Source organism: Pseudomonas sp. WC2401 (assembly GCF_041200115.1).
GTDB lineage: Bacteria > Pseudomonadota > Gammaproteobacteria > Pseudomonadales > Pseudomonadaceae > Aquipseudomonas > Aquipseudomonas fragi.
On the sequence record NZ_CP165623.1, the window covers coordinates 3545745 to 3567537 of the forward strand.

Below are 21793 nucleotides of genomic sequence, written 5' to 3' on the forward strand. Positions count from 1 at the left end.
TGACCAGGTTTGCTGCCCCACGGGCTTGTGCGGACCGGTTTTGTATCGGGATAAGTTCAGTTACAGCATAAAAGGCCCTTTCACAGCGCCGCCGGTTCACCAGCCCTACAGCGCATGGCCTGCTGCCGTGCATTGACCGCGATCAGACAGCGTTCGGCCTCCTGCACCATCTCGTCGATCAGGCTCTGGCAACTTTTCAGCTCGCCAATGGCCGCGGCCACCTGCCCGCTCGACAAAATCCCCTCATCCGGCACGCCATCCACCATCGAGCGCTGCAACAGCACCGGCTGATTGGCCGCCATCACCGTCTGCGACAGCGCACTCGGATCTTCTTTCACTGACTTTGCAAACACGCCGAGCATATGCCCAAGGCTCATGCCGGTCTGTTGCTTCCACTGCCAGGCGCTGCCCAGGGCAATGCGCAGGCGGCCAAAGGCACTGGCTTGTTCCAGGCGCTTGATAAAGGCGTTTTCGATCATGCGGTGGCGCATGCCGTCCACCGCCGTGGTGACGCGAATCTGCTGCGGGTCGGTGACGTTCACATAACGTTCCAGGGTCGCCAGGGGTGTGGGCGATTCCTGGGTCATCAAAAACCGCGTGCCCATCGCTATTCCCGCCGCCCCCGCCGCCAGCGCACCGGCCAGCCCGCGCCCGGTGGAATAACCGCCCGCCGCGATCACCGGTACCTGCACGGCATCCAGCACCTGGGGCAGCAAAATCGTGCTCGGCACCCCGCCGGTATGGCCGCCGCCTTCACCACCCTGCACGGTAATCATGTCCGCGCCCAGTTCCACGGCCTTGAGCGCGTGCTTCAGTGCGCCCACGGTGGGAATACACAGCACCCCGGCCTTTTTGAAACGGTCGATAGTTTGACGATCCGGGCCGCGACCATAACTGACCGCACGCAGACGGTATTCAATGGCCAGGTCCACGCACTGCGCAGCGTTGTCCTGGAACATATGGAAATTGAGGCCGAAATTACTGCCACCCGTGGCCTCGATCACTCGCTGGATTTGCGCTTCCAGTTGATCCGCTGCAATGGTCGCCCCGGCCAGAAACCCGAAGGCCCCGGCGCGGGTGCTGGCGATCACCAGATTGGCATCCGCCACCCAGCCCATCGCGGTTTGCACAATGGGATAGCGACAGCCCAGAGCGTCGGTCAACACCGTTTGCAGATACTCACTCATCGACGCTCTCCCGCAGCACTCTTGTTCGCTTCAATCATCGCCTTGGCGTCATAGCCGCCCAGCTTGTCGCCGGAGAGCAGTTCGTTATGGCTATGGGCAAAGTGATGCCAGGCAAACACAGCGTCCATCGCCGTGCGCTTGCCCTGCAAGTCCTCGACGTGATTGATCGCCTGTTTGGTCAGCGCCAGGCCCATGCGCGGCTGTTTGGCGATGGCCGCCGCCAGCGCATAGGTGCCCGCCTCCAGCCCCTCGCGGGCAAACAGGCGGTTGACCATGCCCATTTGATAAGCGCGTTCGGCACTCATGCGATCGCCGGTAAACAGAAATTCCTTGGCAATGCGCGGGTTGAGTTCATAGGGATGGGCAAAATATTCCACCCCCGGAATGCCCATGCGCACCACCGGGTCCTGGAAAAACGCATCGTCGCTGGCCACAATCAAGTCACAGACCCAGGCCAGCATCAGCCCACCGGCAATGCACGCGCCCTGGACCATGGCGATGGTCGGCTTGGGCAATTCACGCCAGCGCCGGCACATGCCCAGGTACACCTCCTGCTCGCGGGCATACAGGTACTCGCCGCCCGGCTTGTTGGTGTGATCCCACCACAGGCTGGCGCGGTCGAATTCCTTGTTGATATCGCGCCCCGGGGTGCCGATATCGTGCCCCGCCGAAAAATGCTTGCCGTTGCCGCGCAACACAATGACCTTCACGGCGTCGTCATTGACGGCACGGCGAAAGGCATCGTCCAGGGCGTAGGTCATTTGCGAGTTCTGCGCATTATTGACGGTCGGCCGGTTCATCGTCAGCGTGGCAATTCCGTCCGCCACCCCATAGAGCACCGGCTCCTCGGTTTCATACACAGCGGTATCAGCCCGCTGCACAAATTCGCTGTCGCTGCTCATGTGAACTCCTGGCCTTCAGGCCTGACGAATGCCGGGCGGGTTGCCCTTGAGCGCAGAGGCGCGATAGTCATGGGGATCGAGGCGGCGGATCAGCGCCAGTTGCTCCGGCGTCGGCGCCACGGTTTGCTTGAGGTCGGCGGCCTTGAGCAGCGGGAAACCGGTTTTTTCCTGCACCTCTTCAAAGCTCACGCCAGGGTGCAGGGAACGCACCTGCACCGCGCGGTCCGGCCCGCCGAAGTCCATCACGCACAGGTCGGTGACGATCAAGCGGATGTCCATCAGATCGCGGCGCATGCCTTCTTGCCAGCGCTCGGGTTTGAAGCCAACACCCGAAACCATGTCCACTTCCCCGGCGACAAACGCCCGGGTGTTATGCGCCGGCACGAAAAACGAGTTGATATGGTTGATGCTGTTGCCCGGCAAGCCGCGCACCCCGAGCATCGCCACTTTCGGCTTGTGATAGTCGCCGATGCACGACAGGTTGGTCTGGCCCCAGCGGTCGATCTGGGTCGGGCCGATCATCGCGTGGCGACGCCCGCCCCACACGCACTCGAACACCCGCTCGAACGACAGGTAGCCCGAGTAACGCGGCACATAGTCACCGCGCGGGCCCAGGGGGATCGGTTCCTCTACCAGAAAGGCCTCGCTGTCGGTCATCAACAGTTCGGGGCTATGGGTCAGCTTGGCCAGGCTCGCGCCCAGACGCGGGATTACACCCAGGCCCGAAGCAACCACTTCACCGTTGCCACGCCAGGCTTCACAGGCGGCCACGATCAACAATTCAGCCAGGGTAAATTCGCTAGTAGCAGTCATGTAAAAGCTCCTTAAAACACGGGCAGCGGCAAGGCGCTGAGTCGGTCGACACCGCCATTGCTGGCCTGATAAGCGCTCTCGCCCGGGGTCACGAACTCGGCCATGTAGCCTTGCCAGCCGCCTTCTTCGGCGGCACTGGCGCTGTAGCGTTTCAAGTGGCTCAGGTCCCAGCCGTAGTCGGACGGGCACGACGTCGGGTGCGCGCCAAACGGTGCATGCACCACGCCGCTGACCAGATACCGCTCAAAGGTGTTGAAGCGGGCCTGGGCAGCATCCAGGCTCAGGCGTTCCTCGATGCGCTCACAGGACACAAAGCATTGTTTCGCCGCACGCGCATACAAATGATCGAAATACGGATCGGGGCCGGTCACCAGGGTGTTGCCCAAACGGTCGGCCACGTTGACATGCAGGAAGGCGATATCCAGGTTGAGCGCTGGCATGGCCAGCAGCACCTCGCCATCGGCATAGGGCGACTTTATCGGCTTGATGTCGGGGTTCAGGCGGCTGACATCGGTGGCCAGGCCACAGCGGGTGGGCAGGAACGGCAAGTGCATGCCGGCGGCGCGCAGGCCCCATTGCAGCATGCCCTCGTCCAGCTCCATCAGTTCCAGCTCACCGGCCTCGCGGGCCTTGCGAAAGTAGGGTTCCAGGGGGATGGCGTCGAGGGTGGCAAAACCGAAAATCAGCTTTTTCACCTTGCCGGCAGCGCAGAGCATGCCGACCTCGGGGCCGCCGTAGGCGACCACGGTAAGGTCCTTGACGTCCGAGCGCAGGATCTCGCGCACGATCGCCATCGGCTTGCGCCGCGGGCCCCAGCCGCCGAAGCCGATGGTCATGCCGTCGCGCAACTGGCCGACCACATCGGCCGCTGTCATTTGCTTGTTCATGTGTTGCTCCTTACTGCTGCTGGCCGACGGAAAAATCGTGGCCCCACAGGCTGACCCGGGTGAATTCAAAAGCGCTGTGCTCCTGCCAGTCCACCAGCAGGCCGCCATAGCCGTACTCCAGGTCGAAACCTGAAGGGGTTTTCATATAAAAAGAGGTCATGTGATCGTTCAGATGCTGGCCGAGGGTGGCCGACAACGGCACGTCATGGGCGATGCGCCGGTCATGGGCACGGCCTACTTCGGTCATGCAATCAACCTCGACCATCACATGCACGCAGCCCGACGGCACCGGGTATTCGGCCAGGGCCAGGCTGTGGTGACGGCTGTTCTTGCAATGCAGAAAGTGGATACGGATCGGGGGAGCCGACGGGTCGGGGCGGAAGTTGAAAATGTCCGACAACTCAAAACCCAGTACATCCTTGGCAAACGCCAGGGTGGCATCGAAGTTCGGCGCCGGCAGCACGGTGTGGCCCAGGCCCATGTCCCCGGTGATAAACCGCGGCACCCCCTGGGGCGAGACAAACGGCTGGCAATCGGAGCGATGGCCCCAGCTCAGTTCATGGCGGTTGCCTGACGGATCGGTAACCTGCAACAGCGCCTGTACACCGCGCTGATTGCATTGCTCGGCGGTGCCGTGGCGCCAGCTGACGTCGGCCTGGTCCAGCACTTCGATGGCGGCATTGAAAGCCTTCTCGCTGGCCAGCTCCCAGCCGGAGGCCAGGTAGCGCGATTCGCCACCGGGCACGATCAGCATGCGAAAAGGACGCTCGTCCATCTTCACATACAAGCCACCGGCGGGTGCTTCGCTGACCATCATCCCGAGCACGTCTGTGGCGTAACGCTGCCATTGAACGGGATCTGCAGACTCTGCAACGAAGTAGCTCAAACCACGAATGTCGATCATGTGCCTGCTCCTCAATGCCTGTATTTATTGGCTTGGGGCAGTATGGGAAGGTTGCGGGCGGGACTCATCGTCCGTTGAGACTAAAGCTTGCCAGGCGGGGCGCCTTAAACCGGTGGGAGCGGGCTTGCCCGCGATGCAGGCGGCGCGGTGTGTCATTAAAACCGCGTCGATGCCATCGCGGGCAAGCCCGCTCCCACAGGGCATTACATATACAAAATCACCAGCTCATTGATCACCGACGGCCGCTCGCTGCCCAGCACATGGGTGTTGAGTTCCAGTGTCAGTTGGGTGCCACTCTTGACCCGCTCCACCCGCTTGACCCGCGCCCGCGCATGGATGGTCGAGCCCGCCGGCACCGGCGCCGGGAAGCGCAGACGATCCGAGCCATAGTTGACCATATTGGTAAAGCCGGTGATCTCGTACCCCAGATTGAGCTTCATCCGCGATTGCAGGATCTGCACCAGCGCACCGTGGGCGATGGTGCCGCCAAATGGGCTGTGCTTGCGCGCCCGCTCCGGGTCGGTGTGGATCCAGTAATCATCCCCGGACAACAGGGCAAAGCTGTCGATCAAGCCCTGATCAACCACCACCTGATTGCTCCACGGGCTGAACTCGTCGCTGACCAGCGCCTGCAACGCCGCTTCGTCATCCAGCGCCACCTGACGCACCTGTACAACGGCTTCTACCACCGGCTGTTCCACCGCACGCAAGGCCTTCAAACCCTCGGCGTCCTTGTCCAGCCCGGTAAAGCGCAGCAGCCGGTTGCCCTTGGCATCGACCTCGGCATACACCGGTTGCAGGCGCATACCGACCTTCACTTCGGCCTCGTCCAGCCCCACCAGATTGGTATTGATGCGCACACCCTGATCCAGCTCGACCACCGCCAATATCTGCGGCATTTCATCGGCAAAGTCGGGCAGGGTCGCGATGCGGGTCACGGTGAAGCTGTACAGCGTCGCCCCGCCGCTGACTTCACGCCAGGCCAGTGCATGGGTAAAACACGCCGGGCAATGCCGGCGCGGGTAAAACACCCAGTGGCTGCAGCGCTCACATTGCTGAATCAGCAGGCGCTCGGCCTTCAAGCCTTCCCAGAACGGTGCAGAAATCTCGGTCGGAACCGGCATTGGTTTGTTGTTCGACATTAGATTCAAGCTCCCTGAAGTATCAATGCGCCCTGCTCACTCATCACCCCACCGGTGCCTGAGACATACACCGTGTCGCAGCGCTTGAGCTGGCGCTCGCCCGCTTCACCGGCGATTTGCGTCACCGCCTCGATCACCTGGCTCATGCCCCCCGCCGCACCGGCCTGGCCAAAGCTGAGCTGGCCACCGTGGGTGTTCATCGGGAAGTCACCGCGCCAGGTCAGGTCGTGTTCGCGCACAAAGCTCATGCCTTCGCCCTTGGCGCAAAACCCGGCGTCCTCCAGGGTCAACAAGGCGGTGATGGTGTAGCAGTCATAAATTTGTGCCGCATCCACATCGCCCGGCTTGAGCCCGGCCATCGCGAATGCCCGCTGCGACGCAGGCCCGATAGGCGTGTGCAGCATGTCCTGGGCATAGGACGGTGACTTGAATGCCAGATGCTCGCCAAAACCGGTGATCCACGACGGCCGCTTGCGGGCCCGGGCCACCACCTCTTTGGAGGCGATAATCATCGCGGCGCCACCCGCCACCGGCATGACGATTTCCAGCACATGCAGCGGGTCGGCGACTTTTTTACTGGCCAGCACTTGCTCGATGGTCAGCGGCTGGCCGTAAAACATCGCTTCGGGGTTGTACTGGGCATTGGTGCGCTGATCGACGGCGATTTTTGCCAGTGCCCGCGGGTCATAGCCATATTGCGCGGCATAGCGCTGGGCGATCATGGCGTAGCCGGTGTTCTGGCCCATATGCCCGTACGGCAAGTCGAACTCGGCTTCGGGAGCGCCGAATGCCGTGCTGTGCCCGCCATAGCGCATGGCCCGGGCCATCCAGCTGGCGTCTTCATCCGGGCCCAAAGGCGCCATGCGTGCCGGCAGTACGCACAGTACCGCCTGGCACAAACCCAGCTCGATGGCAGCCGCCGCGCGCCAGACCATACCCACCGACGTACAGCCGCCGAGGTCGACCACCTCGGCAAAATTCAGGCGCATGCCCAGATACTCGGCGGCCATCGCCGGCACGAACACCGAGGCTTCATGAAATTGCGGGCCGTTGATCACCAGGCCGTCGAGATCGGATGCCTGCAAGCCGGCATCCTGTAAAGCCCGGGCCGCCAGGTCGGCGACTTGCTCCAGATGGAACATGCGCGGCGCCGTGGCGTATTTCTCGGGTTTGTACTGAGCGCTGCCAACAATGGCGGCATGACCTTTAAGACCCATGGTTTTCTCTCTTTAAAAGTGCAAATCAGGCCGTTGCGCGGGAGCGGGCTTGCTCGCGATGGCACCAACGCGGTTCTGCTGTAAAACCTCAGTGCCTGTATCGCGGGCAAGCCCGCTCCCACAAAGGGAACGGGCAAATCGTCAGAACGTGTATTTCATCGAGAACGTGGCGTAGTCACGGTCTGCCAGCGGGCGGTAGATCGGGTCCGGCGAGCCCAGGTAGCCGATGTATTTGAGCGACACTTCGAGGTTGCTCAGGTATTTGAAGGTGGTCCCAGCACTCAGGCGGCGATCCCCTGCCACACCGGCAATCGTTCCCGACATCGGCGCAGCACCACTGAACACATTGGAGAAGGTGAACGGCACTTCCAGGTCCCAGCCCTGGAAGACCCCCGGGTAGCTGAACGAGGCGCCCACGGTGTAGGCGCTCGACGAGCGCGTGCGCCAGGCCGTGGCGGTCTTGTAGGTGTACTGGTCGGACGGCTGCACGGAAGGCACCAGCGACGGCAACAGCCCCACCCCTTCAAGGTTCGGCGCGGCCGAGGTTTCGTCGGCGTGGTCAGCACGCACGGTGACAAATTCACCGGTCAGGGTGGTCTGGCTGGCCCACGGGCGATCACCCAGGATGCGCATCGCCGACAATTGGAACTGCTGGCCACGACCCTTGGCCGGTACCGGGCCAAGGCCGGTATTGACCATCACCGGCGCGCCGTCGCGATACGACCATTCTGCCCCCAGCTGGTATTCGCCCAGCTTGGTGGTGGCGCTGATACCGGTCAGTTTGATGTCCTCAAAATACTTGACCCGGTAACCGTTGGCCTTGTAAGCCAGGCCACCGGGGCCTGCCGGTATCGGGTCCCAGCCGACCAGTGCGGTAGCCGGGTTTTTGTCGTGGTACACCACATGGAACAGCGACAGCTCAAGGTCGGTGATCGGCCGGTAGCGCACCTGCGCACCCCACTGACCGCTGTCGCGCGGCTCATCGGTACCCAGGTAAGGCACCTTGTTGGCTCCCATGTACAAGAACTCGCGGCCCGGGCCGATCACGTCGGAAGTCGACAGGAAGCTGCCCACCGGCGGCAATTCGGTGCCCTTCCACTCGTACTGCACATAACCGCCCAGGGTGAATTGCGGGTTGATGCGGTACGACGCCGAGAACTGCCCCACCGGCAGCAACACCTCTTTGACCTCGACCCCCGGCTGCGCCGCCTTGACCGCGTCGGACGGGTTCTGTACGCCGTTCACGCCCGGGTAGTACAGGCTTTCACCCCAGGACTCGATATGCCGACCGGCTTTGACATCGAGCATGGTGTCGTTTTCAAAGCGCCAGCCGCCGAACACATAAGCGTCGAGCAGGCGCGTGCGCCCGCCACTGTAGTAGCGGGTATCGCTGGTGAACTCGTCGTTGTCACCGTACTTGTTGACGGTGGCCGGTGAGTCGTTGTCGTTTTTGCGGTGATACACGTCGTCGTAAAAGGTACTGGCGCGCACCACTGCGCCGTAGTTGTCCTTGCGCAGGATCATCTCGCCCAGCGCGCCCACCCGGTTGGTGGTCAGGCTGTGCTGATCAAAGTTGCGGTTCGGATCATCGGCGTTAATCCCCATCAGCCGACCGCTGGGGTTGCCCAGGCGCGTGCCGATGCCGTAGCTGGTGGTCACCGACCAGTCAATGGTGGTGCCATCTTCAAATTCAATGGTATCCCCGGCCCACAACGGGCTGCTGACCAATGCCACGGCAACAGCCAGGCCACTGGCCTGAACACTGTGCGGGCGCAGCCCAAGACATTTATTGTTATTTTTATTGATCACTCTGCCTCTCCTGATTCGCGACTCGGTGGCCGCTTCGATGGGTTCAAGCGTCATTGCATGCTGCAAAGCACAACTGAAGCGGGTCGAATTTCGCGACTCCTGTCGGGGCCAGCCGATAACGATGCAGCCCTCCTTGCACCTCACGAACGAGCGCCCCCTCGGCCATAAGGTAATTGGCGTGCGCCAACGTCTCCCCAAGCGCCATCAGCTCGTCGAAACGGCCTGACAGCTTTTTGAACAGCACCGCCATCAGCTCCAGCCCGGTGCGCGGTTGTGCACAGGCCGCGAGCAACTGCTGCAGGTGGTTGTGATGGTGGTCACGCAACTGGTCCAGACGCAGATGCAGGTTGAAAAACGGCCGCTCATGGGCCGGTAGCACCAGCACGCTGTCGGGGATCACCCGCAGCCGTTCGATGGAGTCCAGCCAGTCGCGCAGCGGGTTGGCGGCAGGTTCGGTGACGTACACAGCGATGGTCGAGGTGATGCGCGGCAACACCTGGTCGCCGGAAATCAGCAGGCCATCGTGCGCGGCATACAGGCAGGCGTGTTCCGGCGAATGGCCGTTGCCCATCACCACCTGCCAGCGGCGCCCGCCGATGGTCAGTTCGCTGCCGTGGCGTAACCGGGTAAACCCGGCCACCAGCTGCGGGCGAAAGTGCTCGCCCTGGATCAGCGGTAGCAGCGAGGTGGCGCGCTCGGCGCTGAAACCGGCCTTTTGATAGAAATCCAGAAACGCCCAGTCCGGCTCTGCCGCCGTGGGCGGACCGTGATGCAAGGCATCGAACTCGCCCTGGGTCATCAGCACCGGGCAGCGGAAGCGCTCGGCCAGCCAGCCGACCACACCGGTATGGTCACTGTGAAAATGGGTGCAGATCACCGCCTTGAGCGGCAAGCCAGCCATTGCCTCGACAAACACCTGCTCCCATACGCTGCGGCATTGATCACTGTTCAGGCCAGTATCCACCGCCACCCAACCGTCAGCGTGACGCAGCAGGTACAGGTTGATGTGGTCGAGGCCAAATGGCAGCGGCATGCGCAACCACAGCACCCCCTCGGCCACAAACTGCACCTGGCCGTTGGCCGGGGCCTGCGGCCAGGGGTAGCGCAGGCCATCACGCCATTGATGGCCCTGGGCGTCGAGGTCATCACTCATGGCTGGCCCCGGCAAACGGCAGCAGGCCGTTACGGGCCAGTACCTGCAGTGAATACGGCTGATAGCTGGCGCTGCTTTCATCGCGCACGAACAGCGGGTCGCTGAAAAACTGCGGGGCGTAGCCCTGGCGCTGCAAGTCGACCTTGCGCAGCTTGAAAGTGCTAGTCAGGTCAGCTGCAGGGGTGACCCGCACAAACACCGGCGCCGCATAACGGGGCAAACGCGCCAGGGTCAGGTCATAAAAGGCCTGCGGGTCAAAGACATGCCCGGGCTGCATCAGCACCGCCGCCATCCCGGCCCGCCCTTCATGCTCGGGCACCTGCACACCGTAGACGTTGATCAGCTCAAGACCCGGCATATCGCTCAGGGTGTCGGCCACTTCCAGGGTGGAAACGTTCTCGCTTTTCCAGCGGTAGGTGTCGCCGATGCGGTCGACGAAGTAGAAATAACCCTCGTCGTCATAACGCAGCAGGTCCCCCGAACTCCAGTAGGCATCCCCCTCCTGGAACACGTTGCGGCGGATCTTGCTCTCGGTGGCGGCCGCCTGGGTGTAGCCCTCGAAACGTCCGCCGCCAATTTGCGGGTGGTCAATGATAAAGCCCATTGCCTCGCCCAGTTCACCGGGCTGGCACAGTTGATAGAAGCCGTTTGCGTCCCGGGGATGGCTGTCGCTTTCGACGTCGTACCGCACCAGGCGCAGATTGGTGCGGCTCCAGTCTGGTACACGACCACAGGACCCTACATAGTTGTCGACGTTGATCAGGTTGGCGTTGGACTCCGTGGCGCCCCAGCCCTCGAACACCTGGATCGGGCCGAACCGCTCCAACCAGCGTTGCCAGGATTCCGGGGTCAGCCCGGCACCGAGCATATGCCGCAAGCTGTGCTCGCGCTCGCCGGCTACCACGGGTTGGTTGAGCAGGTAGCGGCAAATCTCGCCGATGTACTGGAACACGGTGATGCGATTGCGCCGCACATCGGCCCAGAACTCGCGCACGCTGAACTTGCGCCGCATGACGATGCTCGCCCCGGCACGCAATGCCGTTGACGTCACCGAGGTGGCCGCCGCGCCGTGGTACAGCGGCAGGCAGCAGTAAAACACGTCGTCGCAGGTGGCCCCCAGGGTCACCTCCATCACGTCACCCGAAGACATCCAGCGCATATGGCTGTAGCGCGCCGCCTTGGGCAGGCCGGTGGTGCCCGAGGTAAAAATCAGCAGGGTGGTGGTTTCAGCCGTGATCGCTGCGCGCACGTCACGGGGGAACACCGTGCCTGGCGCCTGCCTGATCTGCTCGGCAAAGTCGCAATCGACAAAGGTCGGCAACGGGCCATCAAACGGGTTGAGGGCATCTTCAACCAGCCAGAGCGGCACATCCGGCAGGCCATCGGTGCCCAGCAGGTTGCCCAGGCACTCCTCGCCCACCACCACCGCCTTGGCGCCGGTGGATTGCAGGGCATGCACCAGCGGCTTACCGGTGACCTGGGTATTGATGAACGCCACCACCACACCGAGCTTAACCAACCCGAACCAACTGAAGAAAAACTGCGGGCGGTTTTCCATGGCAATCGCGCACACGTCACCCGGGCGCAGCCCCTTGGCATAGAACACATGGGCCATGCGATTGGCCTGGGCCTCCACGCTGGCGTAGCTGAACCGCTGCTCGCCAGCGATCAAGAAGGGCCGCTCGGCAAAGTCCCGGGCCTGCTCCTCCAGGCGGTCGGCCAGGGTGTACAGGTCCGCTGGTTTGATCCGGGCACTGGCCGCAGAACGCAAGTCCAGCAGGGCCTGGGTCTGCTGGCGCGGGACGGGCTGTTGTGTGGGCGCCACCAGTGCGCTGATCCGGGACATGTCATTCATGCGCTCACCGCTTCGGCCAGGGGGTAGTCGCTGTAGCCTGCAGGGCCAGGGGAATACAGGGTCTTGCGCTCGAAACGGGCCAGGGGCAGGCCCCTGCGCAGGCGCTCGACCAGGTCCGGGTTGGCGATAAAGTGCCGGGCAAACGACACCGCGTCGCCCTGCCCGGCCTGCAGCGCGGCGTGTGCCGATTCGCCGTCAAAGCCGTCATTTAGGATCAGGCCGTTGCTGCAATGACGCTGGGCCAGGGCAAAGGCATCCAGCTCGGCCAGGGGTGAGCGCATGATATGTACATAGGCCAGGCCCAGCGGCTCGGCGGCCTTGCACAGCGCCACGGCGGTACCCAGCGGGTCCTGATCTTCAATATCGTTGAACGGGTTACCCGGGCACAGCCGCAAGCCCACGCGCCCGGCGCCGATGGCAGCCGCCATCGCCGCCAGCACTTGTGCCGGGAAACGCACGCGGTTCTCGACACTGCCACCGTACTGGTCATCGCGCAGGTTGCTGCCTGACGCCATGAACTGCATGGGCAGGTAGCCGCTGGTGCAATGCAGCTCGACGCCGTCAAAACCGGCGGCGCGGGCATTCAATGCCGCCTGGCGGTAGTCACCGATCACCTGCCCGATAGCGTCCAGCGTCAGGGCCTGGGGCTCGTCGGTATCGACCAGCCCGGCCGCATCGGTAAACAGCTGGGTACGGGCGCGCAAGGCCGAGGGTGCCACCGTGGCGGCCCCCTTGGGCTTGTTCAGCGCGCTGGCGGCGCGCCCCACATGCATCAGTTGCAGCACGATCAGGCCGCCCTCGGCGTGGACCGCCGCGGTCACGGCTTTCCAGGCAGCGATCTGCGCCTGGGTATAAATCGCCGGGGTGCGGCAGTAACCCAGGCCGCTGGCCGACGGCGACGTGCCTTCGGCAACGATCAGCCCGGCCGAGGCACGCTGGCGGTAGTAATCGACCATTTCGGCGGTCGGCACGCCCTGCGCATCGGCGCGGCTACGGGTCATGGGGGCCATGACGATGCGGTTGGCCAGCTCAAGCTCGCCCAGGCGCACGGGTTCAAACAAAATGCTCATGGTTTTTCCTCAGCGCACGCGAATTTTCGGCGCACCAGCCCCGCGGCGCAGGGTGGCAAGAAAGTGTTCGACCGGGGCAGCTGGCGCCACTTGCGGCAGTTGTTCCTTGTCCGGGCGTTGGGCCCAGAATTCGGTCCAGGACGGGAACAGGTCGTGAAACGTACCGGCGTAGGGTTCGCGCCCCGGCCAGCGCATTTTTTGCGTGCCGATCGGCGGTTTGTTGAGGTCACTGGCGTACCAGTAGCACGGCAGGCGGCGGCGGAAATACCAGCGCCCCTGCATACGCTCGTAGTCATCCCAATAGAGCATTTGCATGGTCACCCATTCGGGGCCGGTCTCGTGCTCGTTCTTGGAATACACCACGCCCACCGCATGGTCGGGGTCGGTGAACTCGATCAGGTGCTGGCCCAGGTGATGGGAGGTGCCGTGAAACTGGTCGCGCAGGGTGTCATCGACCCAGGCCTTGAGGTGCGCACGCCCGGTTTTTTCGCGGCCCACGCGAATGTCTTCAGCAAACAGGTTGACGTGGGCATCGAGGTCGCGCATGTCCAGCGACAGCGAATACTTGCCGGCCAACTGGCGGATTTCTTCAATCGACTCCAGTCGGTCGAGACGGGCTAGCAAGGCGTTCTGTTCCATAAAAAGGTCCTTATTCCAGTACCGTGTACAGCTCGCTGCTGCGCCCGCCATCCACCGGCAGGCAAGCACCGGTGATGTAAGAAGCTTCGTCGCTGGCCAGGAACAGAATGGCGTTGGCCACTTCCACCGGCTGGCCGACGCGTTTGAGCGGGATGAGTTTTTCGGTATTGGTGCGCGTCTTGTCATCGGTGAGCATGCCTGCCGTGGCCGGGGTCTCGACCACACCCGGGCTGACCACGTTGCAACGGATGTTGTGGCTGGCACCTTCACTGGCCGCAGCGCGGCTGAAGTTGATCACCGCCGCCTTGGCGGCCGAGTAACCGGCCATCCACGGCGTACCGAACTGCCCGCAGATCGACGCCAGGTTGATGATCGAGCCGCTGCCCTGGGCACGCATCAGGCCCAGGGCCGTGCGCGTGCCCCAAAAGGTGCCGTCCACAGTGGTGGCAAAGTTCGAATGCCAGTCAGCGGTCGAGGTGCTGTCAATCGCGCCCCAGCTGTAGGCCATCGCGTTGTTGACCAGAATGTCCAGGCGGCCGTGGCGCTGCGCCGCATCGTTGATGGCTGCGACATAGGCCGCTTCATTGCTGACATCGGCCACTGCGCACTCGGCGCACCCACCGCTGTCACGGATCTGCGCAGCGACGGCCTGCAATGGCTCGATGCGCCGACCACAGAGCACCACCCGCGCGCCCTCCTCGGCAAACCGCAACGCCGTAGCCGCCCCGATGCCGGAACCGGCGCCGGTAACAAATGCAACCTTGCCCTGTAAACGAGTACCCATGTTCTGCTCTCCCATTGGCCTGTCAGATAAACGCCATGCCGCCGTTGACCGCGAGGTTCTGGCCGGTGATGAATGCTGCGTCTTCGCTGGCCAGAAAGGCGGCGACACGGGCGATTTCATGGGTTTCGCCCATGCGGCCCAGGGGGATGGCCTTGAGCATGCTTTGCATCCAGTCGTCCGGGATGTCGGCCATCAACGGCGTGTTGGTCGGGCCCGGAACGATGGTGTTGACGCGTATGCCGTTGCCTGCCAGTTCGCGGGCCATGCTGCGGGTCAGGCCCATTACCCCGGCCTTGGCCGCGCAGTAATGGCTGGGGCCTTCACCGGTCAGCGCCGCGGTGCTGGAGATATTGATAATCACCCCGGGCGTGGCGGCGGCAAGCATCAGTTTTACCGCTTCACGGCTGCAGAAAAACGTCCCGGTGAGGTTGACCCCGATCACCCGTTGCCAGTGCTCGTCAGGGGTTTGCGCGAAGGCATCGATGGAGCCGATACCGGCGTTGTTGACCAGCACATCGAGGCTGCCGAAATGGGCGTAAACCCCCGCCATTGCAGTGGCCACCGAGTCGCTGTCGGCCACATTGCAACTCACCGCCAGCGCCATGTCGCCCAAGCCTTCAATACTCTGGCGTGCGGCTTCGAGGTTGATATCGGCGGCAACGACCTTGGCCCCTTGCTCGGCAAAGTGGCGCACGATCGCCCGCCCCATGCCCTGGCCTGCACCCGTTACAAACGCCACTTTATTCAGCAGTTTCATCGTGTTCTCCCACCTGCCCGATGTTGGCCCGCCGGTAAACCCGGACGGTGTATGGGAGCAATCATTGACTGGCGCAAAAAGCTGAACATCGTCCGATGGGACTAAGCAGCCCCGCAGCGGATGACGACCGTAGCAGCTGACGAGCAGCGCGAGGCTGCGTCCGGCGGCGAAGCCGTCGTAAATCAGTTAAACGCGGTGTGTCTGAAACACCGAACCCAAAGGGTTTTACGACGGCTTCGCCGCCGGACGCAGCCTTCGTTCCTCGGCAGCTGCTACAACTTGCATCCCCAGAGAGATCCTGTGCATGACCGGCTGGTCTAAATGGACGATGTTCTCCAGCCCCCCTTCGTGGAATAACACCCCCACTAGAACAAAAACCGGGAGAGCCCACCGTGTCCATACCCTTGCGCCCCACCTGGCGAACCCATTACGCACTCGGCGTCTTGGCTGCCATCTATATCTTCAACTACATAGACCGGCTGCTGATGGCCATTTTGATCGAGCCGGTCAAAGCCGAGTTCGGCATTTCCGATACCGGTATCGGCCTGCTCTCAGGCGTGACCTTTGCCGTGTTCTACACCCTGTTCGGCTTTCCACTGGGGCGCCTGTCCGACCGTATCGGGCGCAAGAAGGTGATTGCCTTCAGCTGTATCGCCTGGAGCGTGATGACCATTTTCTGCGGCTTCGCCGCCAGCTTTGCCATGCTGGTGATAGCGCGTATCGGGGTGGCCATCGGCGAAGCCGGGGGGACCGCACCGTCAATGGCGATGGTCTCGGACCTGTACCCGCCCGAACGCCGTTCCACCGCCCTGTCGGTATTGATGCTGGGCTCAAGCCTGGGAGCGATTTTCGGTCTGGGCCTGGGCGGCTGGATCGCCCAGCATTACGGCTGGCGTTTCGCATTTGTGGTCATCGGCGCGCCGGGAATTTTCCTCGGGCTGCTTCTGCTGCTCACCGTGCGCGCGCCCAAACCGGCACGGCTGGTAAGTCCCAGTCTGGTGGCGCAAGACCACTGGGCGGTCACGGTGCGCCAGTTGTTCCAGACCCCGTCCTTTTTCTGGCTGGTCTGCACGGGCGGCTCTGCGGCCATTGCCGGTTATGCCATCGGCACCTGGAGCCCGAGCTTTCTGATCCGCTCCCACGGCTTGAGCCTGCAGGACGCCGGGCTGCTGGCCGGGGTCGCTGGCGGCGCCGGGGCAACGTTCGGCACCCTCACCTGCGGCATCTTGTGCGATCGCCTGGCGCGCCGTGACAAGGGCTGGCAAATCGGCGTGCCGCTGCTGGGCACGCTGATCAGCATCCCCTTTGGCCTGGCCTATTTTCTGTGGCCGGTGGGCACCGCGTTTTATGTGGGCAACACCCCCGTGCCCAGCGCTTTCCTGTTTTATGGCGTGTTCAGCTTCTTCGGCACCTGGTGGGCAACACCTTGCCTGGGGGCGATTTCCCATCTGTTCCCGGCCACGCGACTGGCGCAGGCCACAGCGATTTTCGTGATGGCCATGACCCTGCTCGGGGTTGGCGTCGGGCCGCTACTGATCGGCATGCTCAGTGACGGCTTCGCCCATACCCTGGGCAACGAAGGCCTGCGCTATGCCCTGGCCTCCTGTGTTTCGCTGCTGGTCCTGGCCTCGGTGTTTCTGGCCTTGGCCCTGCCGCGCTATCGCAACCACCTGATGAACAAGACCCCTACCCCAGCACCGCTGGCTGACGCGGCCACTGCCTGACAACTGGAGATTGACTGATGACCGAACAAGACCTTCCCCTGCCCATCGGCCACTTTGTGACACTGGACAACGGCCTGCGCCTGCACTTTCTCGACGAGGGCAGTGGCCCGGTTGTGCTGTGGCTGCATGGCAGCGGCCCGGGCGCCAGCGGCTACAGCAACTTCAAGGGCAACTACCCGCAGTTTGTCGCTGCCGGGTTTCGCAACCTGGTGGTGGATTTGCCGGGTTTCGGCCGCTCCGACAAGCCGGAAGAGGTGAACTATGACCTCGAGTTTTTCGTTAACACCCTGTCGGGCTTTCTCAAGGCCGTAGGCGTCAAGCGCGCTACCCTGCTCGGCAACTCGTTGGGCGGGGCGATTGCCCTGGGCCTGGCGCTGGCGGAGCCGGAGCGCGTCGAAAAGCTGATCCTGATGGCCCCCGGCGGTGTTGAAGAGCGCGAGACCTATTTCAAGATGATCGGCATCCAGCGCATGGTCGAGCTGTACAACGCAGGCCCGCTGGGCATCGAACAGATGCGCCGGATCATGAGCCTGCAACTGTTCGACAGCTCGCAACTGGACGACAACCTGCTGGCCGAGCGCGTAGCCGTGGCCTTACACCAGCCGCGCAATCTGTTCAGCACCATGCTGGTGCCCAACATGACCGAACGCCTTGAGGAACTGCAGGCGCCGATCCTCGGTTTCTGGGGCACCAACGACAACTTCAACCCCGCCACCGGCGCGCTGAAAGTGCTGAACCACGCGCCCAATGCGCGTTTTATCATGCTCAACCAGTGCGGGCACTGGGTGCAGGTTGAACACCGTGAGCTGTTCAACAAGGCGTGCCTGGAGTTTTTGCGCAGTTGAGGTCAACCCGTATCAACTGCGGCTGCCTGCGGGCGGCCGCAGCCCCTTCCAACACCCGCTCGGGCTGAAATAACAATGACAAAATACCCTCAGTTGCTGGCACCTGGTCGCATCGGTTCGATGGAACTGCGCAACCGCATCATCATGGCGCCGATGGGCTCCAATTTCGCCGAGGCCGATGGCCAGTGTGGCGAGCGCATCCAGGCCTATTACGAAGCCCGCGCCCGTGGCGGTGCCGGGCTGCTGATCATGGGCGTGTGCTCGGTGGCGTTCCCGGCCGGCACCGCCGAGCCATTCCAGGTCGGCGTTTCCAGCGATGACTTTATCCCCGGGCTCAGTCGCCTGGCCGAACGCGTGCATCAGCACGGCGCCAAAATCGCCATGCAGTTACAGCACGCGGGCAAGACTGCAGTGCGCGACATGGCTGAAGGCCGGCAACTGTGGGTGCCTTCGGTACCGCCCGTGTTGCAAAGCGACATGATGGCCGCTTTGACGCCTGAAGAACTGGCCAACTTTGTCAGCTCCATGAAACGCCGCGCCGAAGGCTCGCCGATCCGGGTGATGGACAGCGCCGATATCGCGCAGATGATTGACTGGTTTGCCTGTGCCGCCGATCGCGCCAAGCGCGCCGGTTTCGACGGTGTGGAGATCCACGCGGCCCACGGCTACATCATCGCCGGCTTCTTGTCGGGCTATTACAACCAGCGTGAAGACGAATACGGCGGCACGCTGGAAAACCGCGCCCGGCTGTTGCTGCAAATCATCGCGGCCATACGGGCCAAGGTCGGCCATGAATTTGCCGTGTGGCTGCGCCTGGACGCCGAAGAGTTGCACACCCCCGGCGGCATCAATCTTGAAGACGCTAAAGCCGTGGCGCGCCTGGCAGAGGCCGCCGGGGTAGATGCCGTGAGCGTATCGGCCACTGCGCGAATCACCAGCGGCGTGGTGTTTACCGAGGCGCCACTGGTGCACAAGCCCGGCGGTTATCTGGAATGGACCGCCGCCCTCAAGCGCAGCGTACAGGTGCCGGTGATTGCCGTGGGGCGCATCGAGCCGGATGTCGGTGAAGCAGCCCTCAAGCGTGGCGACTGTGATTTTATCGCAATGGCGCGCAAGTTCCTGGCCGACCCCGACTTGCCCAACAAGCTGCTCCACGATCAGGAAGCCAGCATCCGCCCGTGCATCTATTGCTATGTGTGCGTGAGCCAGATTTTTATCAACGAACGGGTCAAGTGCGCGGTCAACCCCATGACCGGCCATGAGTTCGAATACGTGATCGGCCCCACGGCCACGCCCAAACATCTGGTGGTGGTCGGGGCTGGGCCGGCGGGCATGGAAGCCGCACGCATCGCCGCCTTGCGCGGCCACCGCGTGACCCTGCTCGAACGCAGCGACCGCCTCGGTGGCACGCTGTTTTTCGCAGGTCTGGCCTATGCCGAAAACGCGCGGTTACTGGACAACCTCAAGGTGCAGGTGCAGCAGTCGTCGATAGATATCCGCCTCAATACCCAGGCCAGCCCTGCCCTGCTGCGCGACCTGGGCGCCGATCAGGTGCTTGTGGCCGTCGGAGCCGAACGTGCGGCCCCGGCGATTCCCGGCGCCGATCAGGACCATGTGTGGAGCGGCGACGAACTGCGTCGCCTGATGACCGGCGACCGCGCTGAAGAAATCGCCAAACGCAAACTGTCCTTTACCCAACGGGCGATGATGAAAGCCGGCAGCCTGACTGGTATCACCGACAGCCGTGAAGCCATGGAAAAACTGTCACGGGTGTGGATGCCGCTGGGCAAGCGCGTGACCATTATCGGTGGCGGCCTGGTGGGCCTGGAGCTGGCGGAGTTCCTGATTGCCCGCGGGCGCCAGGTGACCGTACTGGAAAGCAGTACCCACCTGGGCCGCGAACTGGCCATTGTGCGCCGCTGGCGGGTGCTGCATGAGATTCATGTGCATGGCGGCCAGCTGATCACCGGAGCCAGCGTCAGCGCCATTGAAGGTCATTGCGTGCGCTATCAACTGGCCGATGGGACCTCGGCGCAGAGCGAGGCCGACTCCGTGGTGCTGGCTATCGGTGCCCAGCCCGATACCGGCCTGCTCGACGAGCTGACCCGGGCGGGCCTGAGCGCCAGGAGCATTGGCGACTGCCACAGTATCGGCTACATCGAAGGCGCCATCAGCGCCGGGCACAAGGCCGGGCGCGAAGCCTGATCCGCTAGCCGCTTCAGGGTTTTGCGAGCGACATACTTTCTCTGTGGGAGCCGGGCTTGCCCGCGATGCAGGCACCTCGTTCTGTCTGAATGAGCGAAGTGCTGCCATCGCGAGCAAGCCCGCTCCCACAAGAGCGGGTTGTTGTTGCACATTGTTACTTTTGCCGTGGCGACGAAAGCAGGCTCATCAGGGCGTTTCAAGCAAACAGTCAAACATCGCCTGGGCCGCGGCAGACAGCTCATGGCCGGGCTTGGTCAACACCCCGATGGCCCGCTCCACCACCGGCTCATGCAGGGTGATGCAGCATGCACCGAGTTCGCGCATCTGCTCGGCGCACAAGGCTGGAACCACACTGACACCCAGCCCGCAGGCGACCATGCGCCCCACCGTTGCCAGTTGATGGCTTTCAAAATCCACCGGCAGTTTCATCTGCCGGGCCTGCAAGTGTTCCTCCAGCATGACCCGCACGGCTGAAGGCCGCTGCAAGGTGATAAAGGGCTGCTGCAGCAAGGTGTGCCAGTCAATCAGGGTATGCCCGGCCAGCGCTGAGTCACGCGGTACCACGGCGACAAAACGGTCCCTGTACAACGGGGTAAAGGTCAACGAAGAACCCGGCGCGGGCTCGAAAGCCACGCCCAGTTCCACTTGCCGATCGCCAACCAGCTCCAGAACCTGCTCATTGATCACGTCGTTGACCGTGACATTGACCTTGGGGTAACGCACACGAAAATCCTTGAGGATCGACGGCAGCAAATTACCCGCGAACGACGGGATGGCCGCCAGGGTCACGCGTCCACGTTGCAGGGTAAAGCGCTGACGTATCTCGTCCTCGGCGTTGTCCCATTCAGCGATCAGGCGCCGGGCCAGGGGCAGCAGCGATTCACCTTCGGGAGTCAGGGCCACATTGCGCGTGGTGCGGCTGAACAGGCGCCCGCCCAGGCCCTCTTCCAGGGCCTTGATGGTCAGGCTCAGGGCCGACTGCGACAAATGCAGGCGCTGGCAGGCCACCGCAAAACTCAAGCTCTGGGCCACGGCAAGAAAGGCGCGGATCTGTTTGACGGTCATCACATAGCCTCACGCTGATTAATTTCTTTTATCTATTAATTCACCTTAAAAATCAACTTAACAAAACAATCACCGGCAGTAACACTGCTGCAAACGGCTGACGACAGCCCACTAACAATAAAAGAGGTGCATATGGCTGGTTTCGACAAGTGCGTGGCGACCTACGAAGAGGCGCTGGCCGGGCTCAAGGACGGCATGACCGTGATTGCCGGCGGCTTTGGCCTGTGCGGCATCCCGGAAAACCTGATCAACGAGATCAAGCGCCAGGGCATCCGCGATCTCACCGTGGTCTCCAACAACTGCGGCGTTGACGGTTTTGGCCTAGGTGTGTTGCTGGAGGACCGCCAGATCAGCAAGGTGATTGCTTCTTATGTGGGTGAAAACGCCTTGTTCGAGAAGCAATTGCTCAGCGGCGAAATTGAAGTGGAACTGACCCCGCAAGGTACGCTGGCCGAAAAAATGCGCGCTGGCGGTGCTGGCATCCCGGCGTTTTTCACCGCGACCGGGGTCGGCACCCCCGTTGCCGACGGCAAGGAAACCCGCGAGTTCAAAGGGCGCACCTATTTGATGGAAGAGTCCATCACCGGCGACTTCGCGATTGTCAAAGGCTGGAAGGCTGACCGCTTCGGCAACGTGATCTATCGCCATACCGCGCAAAACTTCAACCCCCTGGCCGCCACGGCCGGCAAGATCACCGTGGTCGAAGTCGAAGAAATCGTCGAGCCCGGCGAGCTGGACCCGACGCAGATCCACACCCCCGGCATCTACGTCGACCGGATCATTTGCGGCACGTTTGAAAAACGTATCGAACAGCTCACCGAGCGCGCCTGATCCC

19 protein-coding genes are annotated in these 21793 nt (G+C 62.8%); 4 read left to right on the top strand and 15 right to left on the bottom strand.

Annotated elements, in window-relative coordinates; genetic code table 11:
• Nucleotides 1–80 precede the first annotated feature (80 nt).
• The 14 genes from AB3G35_RS16060 to AB3G35_RS16125 form a co-directional block, all read right to left on the bottom strand.
• Complete coding sequence (locus tag AB3G35_RS16060) at nucleotides 81–1187, bottom strand: NAD(P)H-dependent flavin oxidoreductase (protein ID WP_369781758.1); 1107 nt, start codon at nucleotides 1185–1187, stop codon at nucleotides 81–83.
• Nucleotides 1184–2089, bottom strand: a complete 906-nt coding sequence (locus tag AB3G35_RS16065) for an enoyl-CoA hydratase (protein WP_016781118.1) — start codon at nucleotides 2087–2089, stop codon at nucleotides 1184–1186. Before AB3G35_RS16065 ends, AB3G35_RS16060 begins: the two co-directional genes overlap by 4 nt.
• A gap of 15 nt (nucleotides 2090–2104) precedes the next feature.
• On the bottom strand, nucleotides 2105–2902 hold the full coding sequence (locus tag AB3G35_RS16070) for a CoA-transferase subunit beta (RefSeq protein ID WP_169869179.1): 798 nt from the start codon (nucleotides 2900–2902) through the stop codon (nucleotides 2105–2107).
• Between the two features lie 11 nt (nucleotides 2903–2913).
• Entirely contained in the window at nucleotides 2914–3789 is an 876-nt protein-coding gene (locus AB3G35_RS16075) for a CoA transferase subunit A (RefSeq protein WP_095003684.1), read from the bottom strand.
• Between the two features lie 10 nt (nucleotides 3790–3799).
• Entirely contained in the window at nucleotides 3800–4693 is an 894-nt protein-coding gene (locus AB3G35_RS16080) for a VOC family protein (RefSeq protein ID WP_016781121.1), read from the bottom strand.
• 203 nt (nucleotides 4694–4896) lie between these two features.
• Entirely contained in the window at nucleotides 4897–5835 is a 939-nt protein-coding gene (locus AB3G35_RS16085) for an OB-fold domain-containing protein (protein ID WP_169845940.1), read from the bottom strand.
• A gap of 5 nt (nucleotides 5836–5840) precedes the next feature.
• Nucleotides 5841–7052, bottom strand: a complete 1212-nt coding sequence (locus tag AB3G35_RS16090; RefSeq protein WP_016781123.1) for a thiolase family protein — start codon at nucleotides 7050–7052, stop codon at nucleotides 5841–5843.
• Nucleotides 7053–7193: 141 nt separating this feature from the next.
• Nucleotides 7194–8861 carry a DUF1302 domain-containing protein gene (locus AB3G35_RS16095; protein ID WP_016781124.1) on the bottom strand — a complete coding sequence of 556 codons (1668 nt, stop codon included), beginning with the start codon at nucleotides 8859–8861 and terminating at the stop codon, nucleotides 7194–7196.
• A gap of 43 nt (nucleotides 8862–8904) precedes the next feature.
• Nucleotides 8905–10014 carry an MBL fold metallo-hydrolase gene (locus AB3G35_RS16100; protein WP_106116699.1) on the bottom strand — a complete coding sequence of 370 codons (1110 nt, stop codon included), beginning with the start codon at nucleotides 10012–10014 and terminating at the stop codon, nucleotides 8905–8907.
• Complete coding sequence (locus AB3G35_RS16105; RefSeq protein ID WP_095039588.1) at nucleotides 10007–11869, bottom strand: long-chain-acyl-CoA synthetase; 1863 nt, start codon at nucleotides 11867–11869, stop codon at nucleotides 10007–10009. The genes AB3G35_RS16100 and AB3G35_RS16105 overlap by 8 nt, the downstream gene beginning before the upstream one ends.
• Nucleotides 11866–12939 carry an alkene reductase gene (locus AB3G35_RS16110; protein ID WP_106116698.1) on the bottom strand — a complete coding sequence of 358 codons (1074 nt, stop codon included), beginning with the start codon at nucleotides 12937–12939 and terminating at the stop codon, nucleotides 11866–11868. Before AB3G35_RS16110 ends, AB3G35_RS16105 begins: the two co-directional genes overlap by 4 nt.
• A 9-nt stretch (nucleotides 12940–12948) precedes the next feature.
• Complete coding sequence (locus AB3G35_RS16115; protein WP_016781128.1) at nucleotides 12949–13578, bottom strand: nuclear transport factor 2 family protein; 630 nt, start codon at nucleotides 13576–13578, stop codon at nucleotides 12949–12951.
• Between the two features lie 10 nt (nucleotides 13579–13588).
• Nucleotides 13589–14362 (bottom strand): SDR family NAD(P)-dependent oxidoreductase, encoded by a 774-nt coding sequence (locus AB3G35_RS16120; protein WP_016781129.1) that lies wholly within the window; start codon nucleotides 14360–14362, stop codon nucleotides 13589–13591.
• Nucleotides 14363–14384: 22 nt separating this feature from the next.
• A complete protein-coding gene (locus tag AB3G35_RS16125; RefSeq protein WP_369781759.1) occupies nucleotides 14385–15119 on the bottom strand; it encodes an SDR family NAD(P)-dependent oxidoreductase in 735 nt (244 codons plus the stop codon).
• Nucleotides 15120–15511: 392 nt separating this feature from the next.
• Between AB3G35_RS16125 and AB3G35_RS16130 the strand changes: the two genes are divergently transcribed.
• The 3 genes from AB3G35_RS16130 to AB3G35_RS16140 all read left to right on the top strand — a co-directional run bounded on the left by AB3G35_RS16130 (nucleotide 15512) and on the right by AB3G35_RS16140 (nucleotide 19893).
• Nucleotides 15512–16843, top strand: coding sequence for an MFS transporter (locus AB3G35_RS16130; RefSeq protein WP_029611439.1), 1332 nt, complete (start codon nucleotides 15512–15514; stop codon nucleotides 16841–16843).
• Nucleotides 16844–16860: 17 nt separating this feature from the next.
• Nucleotides 16861–17688 (top strand): alpha/beta fold hydrolase, encoded by an 828-nt coding sequence (locus AB3G35_RS16135; protein ID WP_016781132.1) that lies wholly within the window; start codon nucleotides 16861–16863, stop codon nucleotides 17686–17688.
• A gap of 75 nt (nucleotides 17689–17763) precedes the next feature.
• Nucleotides 17764–19893, top strand: coding sequence for an FAD-dependent oxidoreductase (locus AB3G35_RS16140; protein ID WP_369781760.1), 2130 nt, complete (start codon nucleotides 17764–17766; stop codon nucleotides 19891–19893).
• Between the two features lie 186 nt (nucleotides 19894–20079).
• On the opposite strand, the gene AB3G35_RS16145 is transcribed toward AB3G35_RS16140, so the two are convergent.
• On the bottom strand, nucleotides 20080–20958 hold the full coding sequence (locus AB3G35_RS16145) for a LysR family transcriptional regulator (protein WP_369781761.1): 879 nt from the start codon (nucleotides 20956–20958) through the stop codon (nucleotides 20080–20082).
• Nucleotides 20959–21090: 132 nt separating this feature from the next.
• On the opposite strand from AB3G35_RS16145, the gene AB3G35_RS16150 reads away from it, so the two are divergent.
• Nucleotides 21091–21789 (top strand): CoA transferase subunit A, encoded by a 699-nt coding sequence (locus AB3G35_RS16150; protein ID WP_016781135.1) that lies wholly within the window; start codon nucleotides 21091–21093, stop codon nucleotides 21787–21789.
• The last annotated feature ends 4 nt before the right edge of the window (nucleotides 21790–21793 follow it).

Excerpts from the sequence above, each read along its gene's own strand:
- AB3G35_RS16060 (WP_369781758.1), bottom strand. The coding sequence starts at position 1,187 with ATGAGTGAGTATCTGCAAACGGTGTTGACCGACGCTCTGGGCTGTCGC.
- AB3G35_RS16065 (WP_016781118.1), bottom strand. The coding sequence starts at position 2,089 with ATGAGCAGCGACAGCGAATTTGTGCAGCGGGCTGATACCGCTGTGTAT.
- AB3G35_RS16070 (WP_169869179.1), bottom strand. The coding sequence starts at position 2,902 with ATGACTGCTACTAGCGAATTTACCCTGGCTGAATTGTTGATCGTGGCC.
- AB3G35_RS16075 (WP_095003684.1), bottom strand. The coding sequence starts at position 3,789 with ATGAACAAGCAAATGACAGCGGCCGATGTGGTCGGCCAGTTGCGCGAC.
- AB3G35_RS16080 (WP_016781121.1), bottom strand. The coding sequence starts at position 4,693 with ATGATCGACATTCGTGGTTTGAGCTACTTCGTTGCAGAGTCTGCAGAT.
- AB3G35_RS16085 (WP_169845940.1), bottom strand. The coding sequence starts at position 5,835 with ATGTCGAACAACAAACCAATGCCGGTTCCGACCGAGATTTCTGCACCG.
- AB3G35_RS16090 (WP_016781123.1), bottom strand. The coding sequence starts at position 7,052 with ATGGGTCTTAAAGGTCATGCCGCCATTGTTGGCAGCGCTCAGTACAAA.
- AB3G35_RS16100 (WP_106116699.1), bottom strand. The coding sequence starts at position 10,014 with ATGAGTGATGACCTCGACGCCCAGGGCCATCAATGGCGTGATGGCCTG.
- AB3G35_RS16105 (WP_095039588.1), bottom strand. The coding sequence starts at position 11,869 with ATGAATGACATGTCCCGGATCAGCGCACTGGTGGCGCCCACACAACAG.
- AB3G35_RS16110 (WP_106116698.1), bottom strand. The coding sequence starts at position 12,939 with ATGAGCATTTTGTTTGAACCCGTGCGCCTGGGCGAGCTTGAGCTGGCC.
- AB3G35_RS16115 (WP_016781128.1), bottom strand. The coding sequence starts at position 13,578 with ATGGAACAGAACGCCTTGCTAGCCCGTCTCGACCGACTGGAGTCGATT.
- AB3G35_RS16120 (WP_016781129.1), bottom strand. The coding sequence starts at position 14,362 with ATGGGTACTCGTTTACAGGGCAAGGTTGCATTTGTTACCGGCGCCGGT.
- AB3G35_RS16125 (WP_369781759.1), bottom strand. The coding sequence starts at position 15,119 with ATGAAACTGCTGAATAAAGTGGCGTTTGTAACGGGTGCAGGCCAGGGC.
- AB3G35_RS16135 (WP_016781132.1), top strand. The coding sequence starts at position 16,861 with ATGACCGAACAAGACCTTCCCCTGCCCATCGGCCACTTTGTGACACTG.
- AB3G35_RS16140 (WP_369781760.1), top strand. The coding sequence starts at position 17,764 with ATGACAAAATACCCTCAGTTGCTGGCACCTGGTCGCATCGGTTCGATG.
- AB3G35_RS16145 (WP_369781761.1), bottom strand. The coding sequence starts at position 20,958 with ATGACCGTCAAACAGATCCGCGCCTTTCTTGCCGTGGCCCAGAGCTTG.
- AB3G35_RS16150 (WP_016781135.1), top strand. The coding sequence starts at position 21,091 with ATGGCTGGTTTCGACAAGTGCGTGGCGACCTACGAAGAGGCGCTGGCC.